The 13,382-nt window shown below is 48.0% G+C and carries 15 protein-coding genes and 2 pseudogenes; 3 read left to right on the top strand and 14 right to left on the bottom strand.

Annotated features, from left to right (window positions below; genetic code table 11):
• Window positions 1-4: 4 nt before the first annotated feature.
• A complete protein-coding gene (locus tag H1A11_RS08505; RefSeq protein WP_032946874.1) occupies window positions 5-715 on the top strand; it encodes a cell envelope integrity protein TolA in 711 nt (236 codons plus the stop codon).
• Between the two features lie 60 nt (window positions 716-775).
• Here the strand turns inward: H1A11_RS08505 and H1A11_RS08510 are convergent, their stop codons facing one another.
• On the bottom strand, window positions 776-1,120 hold the full coding sequence (locus H1A11_RS08510; protein WP_032946875.1) for a hypothetical protein: 345 nt from the start codon (window positions 1,118-1,120) through the stop codon (window positions 776-778).
• Between the two features lie 322 nt (window positions 1,121-1,442).
• On the opposite strand from H1A11_RS08510, the gene H1A11_RS08515 reads away from it, so the two are divergent.
• Window positions 1,443-1,733 carry a DUF4120 family protein gene (locus H1A11_RS08515; protein ID WP_032946880.1) on the top strand — a complete coding sequence of 97 codons (291 nt, stop codon included), beginning with the start codon at window positions 1,443-1,445 and terminating at the stop codon, window positions 1,731-1,733.
• 44 nt (window positions 1,734-1,777) lie between these two features.
• A complete protein-coding gene (locus tag H1A11_RS08520; protein WP_057325908.1) occupies window positions 1,778-2,704 on the top strand; it encodes a hypothetical protein in 927 nt (308 codons plus the stop codon).
• 88 nt (window positions 2,705-2,792) lie between these two features.
• On the opposite strand, the gene H1A11_RS08525 is transcribed toward H1A11_RS08520, so the two are convergent.
• The 13 genes and pseudogenes from H1A11_RS08525 to H1A11_RS08585 all read right to left on the bottom strand — a co-directional run bounded on the left by H1A11_RS08525 (window position 2,793) and on the right by H1A11_RS08585 (window position 13,358).
• Window positions 2,793-3,305 carry a glycoside hydrolase gene (locus tag H1A11_RS08525; RefSeq protein ID WP_032946887.1) on the bottom strand — a complete coding sequence of 171 codons (513 nt, stop codon included), beginning with the start codon at window positions 3,303-3,305 and terminating at the stop codon, window positions 2,793-2,795.
• 13 nt (window positions 3,306-3,318) lie between these two features.
• On the bottom strand, window positions 3,319-3,825 hold the full coding sequence (locus tag H1A11_RS08530) for a DUF3872 domain-containing protein (RefSeq protein WP_032946889.1): 507 nt from the start codon (window positions 3,823-3,825) through the stop codon (window positions 3,319-3,321).
• A 39-nt stretch (window positions 3,826-3,864) separates the two neighbouring features.
• On the bottom strand, window positions 3,865-4,731 hold the full coding sequence (locus H1A11_RS08535) for a toprim domain-containing protein (RefSeq protein ID WP_032946892.1): 867 nt from the start codon (window positions 4,729-4,731) through the stop codon (window positions 3,865-3,867).
• 13 nt (window positions 4,732-4,744) lie between these two features.
• The gene (locus H1A11_RS08540; protein ID WP_057325907.1) at window positions 4,745-5,317 is read right to left on the bottom strand and encodes a conjugal transfer protein TraO; all 573 of its coding nucleotides are present in this window, start codon (window positions 5,315-5,317) and stop codon (window positions 4,745-4,747) included.
• Between the two features lie 2 nt (window positions 5,318-5,319).
• Window positions 5,320-6,303: a conjugative transposon protein TraN gene (gene traN, locus H1A11_RS08545; RefSeq protein WP_057325906.1), complete on the bottom strand. Its 984-nt coding sequence runs from the start codon at window positions 6,301-6,303 to the stop codon at window positions 5,320-5,322.
• 23 nt (window positions 6,304-6,326) lie between these two features.
• Window positions 6,327-7,595, bottom strand: coding sequence for a conjugative transposon protein TraM (gene traM / locus H1A11_RS08550; RefSeq protein WP_032946900.1), 1,269 nt, complete (start codon window positions 7,593-7,595; stop codon window positions 6,327-6,329).
• The gene (locus tag H1A11_RS08555) at window positions 7,588-7,893 is read right to left on the bottom strand and encodes a TraL conjugative transposon family protein (RefSeq protein ID WP_032946902.1); all 306 of its coding nucleotides are present in this window, start codon (window positions 7,891-7,893) and stop codon (window positions 7,588-7,590) included. Before H1A11_RS08555 ends, traM begins: the two co-directional genes overlap by 8 nt.
• A gap of 12 nt (window positions 7,894-7,905) precedes the next feature.
• Window positions 7,906-8,529, bottom strand: a complete 624-nt coding sequence (gene traK / locus H1A11_RS08560) for a conjugative transposon protein TraK (RefSeq protein ID WP_032946904.1) — start codon at window positions 8,527-8,529, stop codon at window positions 7,906-7,908.
• 33 nt (window positions 8,530-8,562) lie between these two features.
• A complete protein-coding gene (traJ, locus tag H1A11_RS08565; protein WP_032946906.1) occupies window positions 8,563-9,567 on the bottom strand; it encodes a conjugative transposon protein TraJ in 1,005 nt (334 codons plus the stop codon).
• 18 nt (window positions 9,568-9,585) lie between these two features.
• Window positions 9,586-10,122: a conjugal transfer protein TraI gene (locus H1A11_RS08570; RefSeq protein WP_181758023.1), complete on the bottom strand. Its 537-nt coding sequence runs from the start codon at window positions 10,120-10,122 to the stop codon at window positions 9,586-9,588.
• A pseudogene (locus tag H1A11_RS08575) lies at window positions 10,115-11,921 on the bottom strand (reverse transcriptase domain-containing protein). The gene H1A11_RS08570 and the pseudogene H1A11_RS08575 overlap by 8 nt, the downstream one beginning before the upstream one ends.
• A 562-nt stretch (window positions 11,922-12,483) precedes the next feature.
• Window positions 12,484-12,699, bottom strand: a pseudogene (locus H1A11_RS08580) (DUF4141 domain-containing protein); the annotation flags it as partial.
• Window positions 12,700-12,737: 38 nt separating this feature from the next.
• Window positions 12,738-13,358, bottom strand: a complete 621-nt coding sequence (locus H1A11_RS08585; RefSeq protein WP_032946911.1) for a hypothetical protein — start codon at window positions 13,356-13,358, stop codon at window positions 12,738-12,740.
• Between the last annotated feature and the right edge of the window lie 24 nt (window positions 13,359-13,382).

A 13,382-nucleotide genomic window follows, 5' to 3' on the forward strand; every position in this document is an offset into this window, starting at 1 on the left:
TAGTATGAAAGCAAAAGTATTCAAGTACAAGTCTGACGGAAATACCGTCGTGGCTCCTTATATGGAACTGGAGCCGTATGCAGAGAATGTATATCTCTCCCTGTCAAGAAAGAACGAATATGGGAATGAAGACGATGACTGTTTCCATGTGGTCTGTCGGATTGAAAACGTTTATTTTTCCAGCGGGCAGTATTCACGCCGGTTTCTCAAGGGAGAAGACCGCAGAGAGAAAGTTGCCACCTATTGCAGGAACTGGATTGCGGATACGCTTCAAAGTGCAAAAAGAGGATCCTTCGTCAGTTTGATTTCCGTCCGCGTGTTCGAGGCTCTCGGACTTGATACCACTTCCCTGGTGCAAGCCCGTGAGTCATATAAAAGAAAGCAGGAGAAGAAACGCAGGGAGCAGGAGAAGAAAGAGGCAGAAGAGCGCAGAGTGCAGGAAGAGCAACATCAGCGGCTGCTTGATGAACAGAAACAGAAATTCCTGGACGGGGAACGGATCACGGGAGGAATGTTCCTTGAAATCACCGGGAGGGACGGTTTTGACATCCATATCAGAACCAAAGGGACATTCAACAGGCATGTGAGGGGCATTGACAGGAACGGAACCGTCAGTTTCCGGAAAATCAAGGGCTGCCGGACTCCGGACTTTACCGGATGCCATAAGACCGTGTCCGCCTATCTGGCGTTCATAACAGAAAAAGAGGGCAAATAATTAAATCCGGGGCGGTAACGGTCTGCTCCATGCTGCTGTTACCGCTACCGGCTTCCGGCCTCACAATTCTCGGTTCAGCACCATTGCCAGCGGGAACATAAACTGGTTATAGGCTTTCAGTTTTTGCAGGTTCAGCACATATCCGGCATAAGGATTGGTCAAATCGGTATAGAAGAACACATCGGTAAATCCGGCGTGTTCCTCCACAATTTCACCCGCCAATGGTATCTCCTCCACATTGAACAGCTCCAGAGGCAGTTCCTCCAGACGGGCCTGTTCCGCATTTCCCAACACATTGAGATTGCGGTTAAACAGGACGAAACCTTTCTTCCTGTAATCCACACGCATACCGTACGGACGCTCCACAAGAAAAGCATCCGCCGCTTTCTTTATATAGTTTTCCATGATTCTGAAATTAGAAATTGCAAAAATACATCTTTTGTCCGGCAATGGCGAACAAATCAGGAAGAGAATCGCCACAGCCCATGCAAAGCACACTACCGTGTATTTTATTTCCCACCCTGCAAAGGTAGTCCCGTGTCCGGTGTACCCGGCCAAGGTCAGGCCCCTGCGGGGTTGGCTGAAAGAAAATCATCCTCGCCTGACGGCTGCGGTATTTTCTTTCGCCAAACCTTGCGGGTACGGCCACGGGACAGTCAGGCAGGTGAGAAATAAAAATACCGGCTCCCGGAGCCGGACGTGTTTAACAGATAAAAAACAATGAATCATGAAGATCCTGAATCAAGAACATTCCGAGAATGTAAAGCGTTATGCCGAATCCATCGGTGATACCTCACTCCAGAAATGCCTGGAACGGTTGAAGAGCTGGGAGGAAAATCCTGACTATCCCAGCGAAATCTCACTCTACTATGACCATGCCCCGTATTCGTTCGGCTTCACCCAACGATATCCCGACGGAAGGACAGGCATCGTGGGCGGTCTGCTCTATCACGGAATCCCGGACCGTTCTTTCGCCGTGACACTACAGCCGTTCCATGGATGGCAGATACACACCTGATGAGAGGCAAACAACAGTATTAACTTTATAAAATTCAATTCAATATGGAAACGACATTGGCAGTAATGGAAAGACAACAGCAGTTTGACTTCCAGAAAAACGGAATTGAAGTGATGAACTTCGAGACACTCCAACGCACCTATAAAGAAAATGACATCTATAATAACCCGGTGCAGGGCATCTACCATTACCAGGTCATACGCCGCATGATGGACATCTGTGAGAAATACAATCTCGATTATGAGGTGGAAGAAATCTTCGCTGCCCAGAACAGAAACAAGACACAGCCGGGAGTGAGCATCCTCCCGCAGGTAGAACAGACACATGGTGAAAAAGCCGTGGAAGCCCATATCCTGCGCCGTATCTTCGCTACTATCCGGATCAAGGATTGGGAGACAGACGAACTGACGACCACACTGGTTGTTGCCTACCATCAGGACGGCATACAGGCAGCCATAGGCCCTTGCGTGAAGATATGCCATAACCAGTGCATCCTCTCGCCGCAGCGGAGCATCTGCAATTACGGGAAAAAGAAGGTGACAACCGATGCGCTCTTCGAAACCGTGGACGGCTGGCTGGCCAATTTCAAAGTGAACATGAACGAGGACATTGCAAGGATTCAGCGGTTGAAACGCCGGATCGTCCCGATGGAAGAAATCTACCTGTACATCGGCTTGCTGACAGCCTTGCGCGTCTCCCATGACAGTTCGGACAGAAACCTGTCATCCACTGTGGAAACCTACCCGCTGAACCAAAGCCAGATTTCCATCTTCACGGAAGAGGTGCTGAAACTGGCCATGAGCAAGGGACAAATTACCGCATGGGATTTGTACAACGTGGCCACTGAAATATATAAGCCTGGAAAGACAGACTTTCCGGCTCTCATTCCGCAGAATGGAGCCATGGCGGAACTGCTGCTTTCCCGTCTCTCTGAAGAGGTGGAAGTGCAGGATGCCATTCCGATAAACTGACATGCTAACTTATCAAATAATCGTACAAAACCAAAAAATAAGGGAGAACCTGACAGTGATAACAACTGAAAGATTCTCCCTTTTTCACTTACTCTTCAAAAAGCAGCATGAATTCCACCTTCCTTCTCCGTTCGATGCTCGGAACCACTTTTCCTTTATAGCACCTGAAAGAGACATATTCCTTGTAAATATTACGGTCTCCCGACTCCAGTTTCTTTAACAGACTGCTCTTTGGTCTTTTCCCATAGCCTTTTAATCTGTAGGGTCCGACATTATATGAAAGGACTGCTGCCAATAAAGAATCACGCCCCAGATAACTGAACATGCGGCACAGCTTACGGAGGTCTTCCCTCAGAATGGAGTCTCCCTGCGCTTTAGAGATGCTGTTGGTAAACCTCTCCCCGGGAAGAACCTTGTGACCCCACCCGACATAAGGCCAATGCTTTTTCTCTCCATGCCAGCCCTCGAATCGCTTGAGACACTCGACAGCAAGACTAAATCTGTCCGGATTGGTTTTAACCGGATTCTCCGCCCTTAACAGCATACCTGGAAAAAAGACGGTGGCACAAAACACTGTAAACCATATTGAATTTAACCTCATAGGCAGGACCGGCTTAGTGTCCGACAATTGTGACCGGCAATTCCTTACTATCCGCAGTCACGACGGAATCTTCGTCCTCCGTCTCGTTGTTGAAGTCAAAGGTCAGCTTGCAAAGCTGTGCCGGCTCGCTGTTGTCCTCAAAATAGATGTCGATTGTCTGCTGATCCTCGCTTTCAGAAGTGTAGTATAACCTGAACACTTCCCTGTCAAGGGGATAGCGGTCATTGGGCAACAGCACCATCCCGTCATCCATGCGGAGCGTGCCCTTGCCGTCCGGCTGGAAATAGCGGATGGTGTAGCGTGCATCGGAAAAATGTCCTTCACGTTTGAGTTCACAGCGTATTTCCACCGTCTCGCCTTTCACAATACTTGTGGGAACCGGCAGGGTCTCCACCTTGAACGGGTAAGACTGCTGTACTTCCATTTCATCAGAACAGGCGGACAACAGCAAAACCGTCAGACCCAGGAACAGGACTGCCACCATTCCGGCCAATCCTCTTTTTTTATTCATTGCATTCATATTCTATCAGATTTTAATACGTTATACTTTATTCGATACTTACAGGAACTTATGTTGCAGGTATTCGTTCAGGTCCTTGTAACCTTTGTACAAAGAGGAACAATCCACCAGTTTATCCGCATAGCGTTTACGGAGTGCCTCCAGCGTGCGCCGTCCGGCTTCATCCCGATCCAGATAACAGTTAATCCTCTCGTACCTGTCAAGAATAGGGAACGAGCGTTCCAGCAATGACACTGAGTTCAACACAAGATAATCGTCTCCATATCCCAGACCGAGTTCCAGCCACGAAAGGCAGTCGATAAACCCCTCGAAGAGGTTGCATGTGTCCGAACCGTTATCCATCAGTGAAATGTCCTTAGGTGACAGGCTGGCCTTGAAAAAACGGTTGCGCAACTCGTATCCGTCGCTGACATTCCTGAATCCGATGGCGAAATACCGTTTCCCGTGCAAGGTATATCTGACTTCCCGACAGTTCGGTACAGCCACATCGCTGCTAATGCCGCGTTCCGCCAGATATCGGAGCAGGACTCTGTTGTATAGAGGCCCGAAGCGTACATCAGTGAAACTCTCCTTCTTGAGGAGATCCTCCCTGTCACTCCCATCAGTGCGGGAAACGGTCTTGTGCTCGGGGGCGAGACCGCCCCATGTCTCTGTGATGAACCTGGCCTGCGCCTTGAAATCCCCGTTGCCGATAAACTCCCCGGCAAGGTTGAATATGTCACCTCCCTGCCCGGTGCCGAAGTCATGCCAGATTTCCTTTCGTACATTCACCTGAAACGAGGCGGTGCGTTCCTCCCGATACGGAGCCAGATACCAGTATTCGTCACCCCGTCTTCTTGCCGGTTCATATCCCATCCTTGCCAGAAAAGCGGCGATAGGGATAGCTTTTATCTCTTCTATAGTCATAGATGGTACAGTTTTAATGGATAATGAATTTGATTCCCAATCCGAATTGGGTTGTAAACAGATCCAGGGAACTTCCCCACAAGGCACGTTCCCGGATATTGGCAAGTAGGACAATGCGGTCTGTCAGGTAAGTCTCAAGCTCTAGGGTTATCGCACCGCCATAGACAAACGCATCCTTGGCGAGCAGCGTTGAACCGTCAAACAGCATCCTGTCTCCCCAATTCACGGTTTCATAGCCGGCCAGTGCGGAACCGCCGATGGAGAGAAAGACCGTTCTGGACGGGTCCGACAGGAATTTCAGGTAATAGCCGCCTTCTGCCGTGAACTGTGCGCAGGGCACATTCACGTTCCGGTACCCGTAATTCTTCATCAGATACTCGGCACCGATGACCCAGCGGTCGGCTCTTTTGGTATATCCTGAAACGGCAAATCCGGCATAATGATTCAAGGGGGATTTCGAGCCGTTCGCAAATCCTCCGCGCAGTTCCACGCCCTTCATTCCGGGCAGGTACCGCTGGGCATGTGCCCGCCCCGGGAACAGGGCAAGCGACACGGCTGTAACGAATAGGAACAGATACTTCTTCATGACTACTTCACTTTAAGTTCGTTGATAACTCTGGCTCTCACGATATCTTCACTTTCCACGGTGAAGGTCTGGTGCCTTCCACCGCTTTTCTCGTGCATTTCCACCACCAGCACCTTGTCCGAGGGAATGGTGAATTTGTCCAGGACGAAAACGGTGCGCCCGTCCTTTTTCCCTGCGACAGTTGTTACATAATCGTAAGCACGCAAAGGAAATATCACCTGCTCCTGGATGGCGGTACGTTTCATCACCTTCTTGTCCACAATCTTGAATGTCACGAAATCCACCTCATAAGGCACGTTGGACCGGTTCCTGATTTGTGTATGAAAGTACAGCAGCCCGTTATGGGTGTAAAGACCGCGCAGCAGGTACTGGATGCCGAACGCCTTGCTCCCGATATGCTTGATGTGCCTTTTGTTGTCCTTATGGACGGACTTCGAAATGAGATATACCAGTTTCGGAGACTCGCTGCCGAGTTCCTTCAGGTAAATGTCAAGGGCGTTGTTGGGACGGTTCACTTCGCTTCCGTCATGGATGAAATCCTTCATCTCGATGTTCAGCAACAACGGTTCTTCCGCATACTTTACATTGAATGTATAGAAACTTCCGCTTTCGGTTATCACGGACATGTTGGTCTCCTCACGGAAATTCTTTACGGTAGCCTTTACACGGATGACATTTTCCGCGCCGTCCGCCTTGCCTGCAATGAGGTTCGGCGATCCGAGGTCCACATAACGCACCGAAGACGGGAAGATGATGTGCGTAGTCTTGTCGTAAGTCACTTCCAGACCGTACGGCGGTATCATCCGGTCGAAAGTAAGTTTTCGGGTCAGCCCGTGATAGAGGTCCCCGTCTTCCTCTTTTTGGGGATACACTTCCTTGACCGGTGTGATTCCTTTGTTTACCACCGCTGCACTGTCGGTTTCAGTCTGGGCAAAGGCGCCCATGGTGCCCCCTGCAAGGGCAAGCATTACAAATAACTTTTTCATGTTGATTGAATTTTAATGGGTTGTCATTGATTGTCATTCTGATAAAGCATCAGGGTATAGCCGGATTTGAGATGCACCTTCTCTTCACGCATCTTCCGGGAGATGTACTGCGAGACACCCTGTATGGCACCCTTCCCGAGTTCGGAAAGCAGCTGGTCGCCTGCCGACTGGTTGGTGATGGATATGCTCGTGCCGAGATTCTGCCCCAGATTGGCGGCAACCTCCTTGACAGCGTTTGCTTCCATGGATCCCGGAATGAAGATACCTTCCTGTCCGTCATTGTCATACACGGCAAGTTTCACGGGGATGATGGTACCGCCATATTCAACCTGAAGGATATTGACGTGAAGCCTTTCTCCCTGTATGCGCCCTTCTCCGATGAGCAAGGAGTTTTTGGGAAGGACATGCTTTCCTACACGCATCGCTTCCAGAAGTCTCATCTTCACACCCAGACCACTGATTACAGTCTGGTTCCCGTGGATGCAGGCCCGTATGGTATTCCTCACGTCTTTTTCATCCCTGTGGCCAATCGGGGTATGGAATCTTTCCGCCAATGTCCTTCCCGTTAATGACACGGAATCCCGGACCGGTTGCGGCAACGATGATACTACGTGTGTGGAGACCAACCCGACGGGAACGGCTTTCATGTTTCCATCTCGTCCTCTTTCTCCATCATCCGGATGGTTTTTCTTGTTTTTGCCGCCATTGCCCGGCATGTACTTGGCCGCAAGCTCGTAGGACTTTTCCAAAAGTGCCACCTGTTCCTCATAGCCCGGCTGTGCATTCTGTGCGGCAGCCGCCTGCTTCAGCTGTTCCACCTCGGCTTTCAAGGCCTCCTTTTCCGGGTCTTCCTGCGGTGATTCGTAAAAATTGCCGAGGGTCCTGTTGATGTCATTGTAAGCGGAAACGGATGAAAAACGGGCTTCCTCCCTTCGGCCGGTTTCATGCAAGCTGCTTTCCTTGTCATCCGCATCCGGTGACAGCTGTACGCGAGTTCCGGAGTTCTCGTCCGAAATGCCGGAGAAGTCTCCCAGCGTGCGCATTTTTTCTGCCTGTTTGCGCTTCATGTCCGCCTGTTCGTAGGCAGCGATCTTGTCTCCCTCTATGCCGGCTCCCCTCGGGTCAGGCAGTTCGGTATTGAAGCCCGCATTTTTTCCCTCCTTTCGTCTGTCCTCTTTAGACGGTGCGAAGATGAACCACATCGCACCAAGGAAGAGAAGGAACATTCCTGCAAAAACCAGATATTTCCTGATTTCCAGCCTCTGTCTCAATTTGTCTGCATTATTACTCATTTTCTTCCTGATTGAATTGGTTAAAGAAATCTTCCATTTCCTGCATTTTTTCATCCGGAATTGTATCGGCAGGAACGATATCCGGAATGTCCAACGGGGCTATCTCAATGATGTCCCGCTGTACATCTTCCCGCCCGATGTCATAGATGGCACGGAAAATCAGATAGAAATTTCCGAGAGCAAACAGGACAGCCGGCACGATGACTGCCAACATTCTCTTTTCCGGAGAAAGCCCGGCACACAAACCCCGAAGCTTTTCTGCAACGGTTTCCTTGATTCTTACAAACATCTGTTTCATACATTCGAAATTTTAACGGTCATACACTCTGATATCCCTGTTCTCCACCACACGGAAGGCTTCAAGGATGAAACCGTGCGGATTATTGTCGCTGCGGGTGGAGTTCAGCAGCCTGCCACGTGTGACAAGGCTGCGTTCGGTCACACTCTTCTCCCTGATAATGGAGAGTTTCGCATAGGTCACGACTTCATACGGATAGGTATTGAAATCGCACCTGACACTGTCAATCCCAATCCGCTGGCTCATGTTCCCCGAAATGATCCGGTTGTAATATCCCTGCTCTGCCAGATCCACATAATGGGCATAGGCAGAACGGTCGCTGAGAAACATCGCCCGTTGGATATTACCCTCAATCGCGCTTTTGTCGGGAGACAGTGTAAAGAACAGTTCATGAAACCTCCTGACATGTTCCCTCGCTTCCACCGGGCGGTTCTGTTCCAAGTCTTGTGAAAGGGCCAGCATCAACGACTTTCCCTCATCCAGAACATAGATCTTCTCCCGTTGCGCTTCCGCAAAGCTGTAAGCCTTCCATACTGAAAATCCCACAAGAAGCGTACAGACACACAGATAGATGATTCCGAACAGGCGGAGGTGTCTGAAACTTGTCTCGATATTCTTCAATGATTTGAATTCCATTCTGTAAATGTTTTATACTGTTATTGCCTAAATTCACTTGACCAGCCTTCCGGCAATGTTTCCCACCGCCGCTCCGGCACTTCCTGCCACCACAGAGCCGGTCTTGGATGCCGCCTGATTCACGTTCTTTCCATAATTTCCCGCACCGCCTCCGGCCTGCACAATCCAGTTGGATACGGTCGGGATGGTGAAATACCCGATAATGCCGATTATCAGAAACGTGATGTAAACTGCGTTTGAACTGTCAGGGATGAAATCCGGATCGGAAAGCTGCTCGATGTCCCTTTGTAGCATCAGCACCTGGATTCTCGCCAGCACACTGCTGAACAGGTCGCTGACAGGAAGCCAAAGGTAGATGCTGATGTAGCGGACGAACCACTGGCTGAGAGATGCCTGAAACCCGTCCCAGCAGGAAAGGGCAAAGGAAACGGGACCGAGTATCGAAAGGACGATCAGGAAGAATGTCCTCAGCGTATCAATGACCAGTGCCGCAGCATTGAAAAGGAGTTCCAGCAGTTCCCGGAAAAAATCCTGTACCGACTTTTTCATGTTATACATGGCACGGTCCACATACATTCCGCAGGCCTCTATCGCATCCAATGCGCCCAGTTCGTCCAGTTTGTTGTCAAAAGCCTCCTTGTCCACCAGATAGGCAGTCTCGGGATTCCGTTTCATAGCCTCCATCTCCAGCTTGTCCTTCTGTGCCCGGTACTCGTTCATGTCAAAGGTCTGGCTTTCGAGAATCGTATGCGTGCCTTTCACGACCGGTGACAGGATACTGTTCAGCGTACCCAGTACAAGCGTCGGAAAGAACATGATACAGAGTCCAAGGGCGAACGGACGAAGAAGCGGAAAGACATCCACGGGTTCGGCACGGGCCAGAGCCTGCCATACACGATATGCCACATAGAAAAGAGCACCCAACCCGGCAAGCCCTCGGGCGACACCGGTCATCTGTGAGCAGAGCGGCATCATTTCCACATACAGATTCTGTAAAATCTGATGCAGGTTGTCAAAATTTGCAGCCAACAATACCATAAGCATTCGGAATGAGGATTACCAATAACGTTCGTTCGGTGAACCGTAGAGAGCCATTACACGGTCCAGGTCGTTCCGTTTCTTGGCACGCAGGTAGGACACCCCGATATTCTTGTTGGTATAATACTGCACCAGGCTTCGGTTTTGCAGCATGTCGTTGTAGCAGCGGTCGATGATGTCCATCCTTTCCTGGTCGTTCATGGAAAGCCCGTTCTCGTTGACTACCGTCTTCAGGTCGTTCAGCAGATGGGCACTTTCTTCCAGCAGTTTGGTGTATCCAAGGGCAATGGCACTCAGTTCTTCCGGTGTAAAATACGGGTCGCTGAGCATACGCTCGAAGCTGGTGACATAGATGTCCGTGATATCTCCCACCATCAGGATAGTCTGCTGGACCTTGCGGGCATCCCGGACAAGGTTCTTGACCTTGCGCAATCGTAGGCTAAGCATCCAACGCCCTGCCGTATTACTACGGTGGGTTTTCGGAAGCTCGCCCCCAAACCGGACGTACACGTCTCCGCGTATCCGGCTTTCTACTAATAATATCAATCTATTCATTGTTACTGAGTTTTTTGTAACACTTACCACATATGGCAATAGTCTTTCGTTTGCGAGCCATCATTTGTTTTTCGCAGGTAGTTTTCCCTTGAAGATTTTTTAATTTTCTCACATGGTGCATCACTAACTTATCGACTGCTCCACATAATTCACATTTTTCCGCTTTCAGCCTATCTATAAGACTTGTGTTTGTAGGATGATATGTGAATTTGGGCAAGTTGTCTAAATCCTTAATGTTCATTGGATTTTTCTTTTTGAACCCACCATGATAAAAGGTCAAGTCTTTGGCAGTACCGTTCTTTAAATAGTATCTAACTGAAAAAAGTCCATTCTTGGTGTACTTTTTTCGGATTTGCGACATCGTTGTCCGATATTTCTGCGCAAATGTTTTGTACATACTATATTTCATGATATACCCAAGTTTTGACAGACTACTACAATTATTAGCCAAACAATAGTAATTGTAAATGCCCTTTATTTCCTTGTTGTACCTGTCAAGTATCTCAAAGTCATTGTTGTTTGAAAGTTTGGGACGGGATTTTGCTTTCCAATACTCCTTGCCGTTGTGTATCTTTATTTCTAAAACACGATATTCGAGCAACTTTTTCTTAAACGTATCCTTTCCAAGTGCCAATTGTATCCTCTTATTGAAGACACGTCTTAGTACTCCGTATTTGCTTCTTTTGGTGTCATTGGATTTCCTTACAAAAATCTCATATCCGAGAAATTTTGCAGCGTTTTCAGCATGGGTGATAAGTGTTTTCTCATCGGACAGTGTAAGAGCCAACTTTTCATAGAGGAAGTTCTTTATGTCCTCTTTGATGATGATAGCATCTTGTTTACTGCCAATGATTCCAATTAGAAAATCATCCGCATATCTCACGTATTTGAGTTTTCTGTAGTTCATATCCATTTCGTCACCATCAGAATACTGCAAACCTTCTTTTTGATAAGCCTTATATTGTCTTATCAATTCTGACCTTTCATTTTTGTCTTTTACCACTTTCAACTTTTTCAGAATACGGTGTCGTTTGCCTTCAAGTGATACTGCCTGTTTGGTTCTTTTCCGTTCTTTCCCCTTATCAAATTTTTCAGTGTATTCCTTCATGAATTTATCCAACTTATCAAGGTATATGTTTGCCAAGATAGGGCTGACAATTCCGCCTTGCGGTGTTCCGCTGTAGGAGTTATGAAAGTTCCAGTCTTCGATATATCCTGCATTCAGAAATTTTCTAATCAAGCGAATAAATCTTTCGTCAGCGATACGTTCTTTCAGAATACCTATCAGTATCTCATGATTGATATTGTCGAAAAATCCCTTAATATCACCTTCTACGAACCATTTCACGCCCGAAAATGTCTTCTGAATATCAGACAAGGCAGTGTGGCAGCTTCTTAGGGGTCGGAAGCCATGCGACGTTTTTTCAAACTGTCTTTCATAGATGGCTTCCAATATCATTCTGACCACTTCCTGCAATAATTTATCGTTAAAAGCTGGTACACCTAATGGACGCATTTTCCCATTTTTCTTTGGGATATACACCCGTTTTGAGGGTTGGGGCTGATAACTCTCATCTTTCAACGATGTTATCAGTTGTTCAATTCGGTTCAGGCTCATTTGGTCAATGGTTTTTCCCATCTGCACCTGCTGTCATATTGCCCGGTTTCGCATATATGCGTTGGTAGGCAACGTAATACATTTCCTCATTGAAAAAGATACGGTACAAGCGTTCGAACTTGTAATTCAAATTTTCACTGTGTTCCGTTAGACTGTTTAATACATACTCTGGACTTCTCATAATGTCTCTCACATTTTCCGTTATTTGCATTAAAATTATTAGCTGCTTCCCTTCGCCATGTACAGGGCTTTCCCCTGCTCAGACTACTACGGAAGCTCCGTTGCCTTGTCGGATTTTCATAGGTCTGTACCTAATAGCCTTGCGGCGTTCCGATTTAGGCAATCCCCGTTTACGATATAATAACATGGCTATGATAGATTATCGGATATGACTTCCGCCCGTTACCGCTTACTGCGGTTGTGCCGTAATTTGTTCCTGCCTCTACTACACGACGCTCGCAACAGAGGTATTACGGTATAGCGAGTTAAGTTATCTTTCACTATAAAACATACTGGGTTCACTTGGACTATCATTCAATCAGTTTGGATTTTATCCTCGTATCTATCTGTTTCATCTCACCATTCAGTTGCAATTTGATAACTAATTGACTTATGGCTTTCCAGCGTGCTATACTCCCTGCCGTCCTTTCGTGGGCAGATAAGCTGGTGATGATAGGTAAATATTGGAACACTTACCTAATAGCTTGCCAATGCTATATTTATTATATCGCCTATACGGGCGCACCGTCATAATACTCCTTGCCCTGCTTGTAGATTTTCACGGTTTCCTGAAAATTGTTGAGCATATTGTTCGCCGTGGAAGACGTATGAACAATGTTCTTGGCGGCATTGATGATGCCCTGTGCCAGATTGCCCGGATCGCTCACGACCCATTGGGCTTGTACTGTGAAGCTGGCAAGGAAGCAGCCCATGCACAGCATGAGAATTTTCTTTTTCATGATGTTCTTGTTTTTATAGTGAATAATCCTGCTGAATATCAGATTCCGAATTTCCGCCCCTTGGTCGGCAGATTCCGTAGGATGGCCCGTTGCGCCTGTCTCGTGCGGTTCTCTATTCGGGAATCCTCCCTCTTGCTTCTGATAGTGGCAAAGAGTTCGTCAGCATACGGCCTGCGTCCGGTCATCCTGACAAACCGGGCATCCAGTTCCCGGTATGCTTTTTCAGCCTGACACGAACGTTCCGTGGCGGAAGCGTTCTTGTCTATGCCATATTTGGCAAGAAATCCCGGATGGACATGAAGAATATCATGAACGGATTCCGGTATAGCGGCTATCTGCCCCAATCTCTCCAATTCGGTATTCAGCTTGTCGAGATATTCGACCGGGGGACGGGGACAGAGCCTTTCAAATAGTTCTTCAGCGCGGTGTGTCAGCCTCGCATCTATTTCCAGCACATCCGGAATCTCACCAAGCAGCCTTTTCTGCCTGTATTCATCATTCTTCATGGCACTGAGCTGATGATACAGCCGGTAATCCTCCGTCAATCCATAGTGATCCCGGATGCGCTTGGGAATATCCCAGTCATACATCAGAGACCAATAGAGGCAATCAGTCACTTCCCTGAGCCACTTTTCATCTGATTCAAATCTTTCATGCATACATGTTGCCTTTAAATAGGTTTA

Origin of the sequence: Bacteroides sp. CACC 737, assembly GCF_013874375.1 — a bacterium.
Classification (GTDB): Bacteria; Bacteroidota; Bacteroidia; order Bacteroidales; family Bacteroidaceae; genus Bacteroides; species Bacteroides uniformis.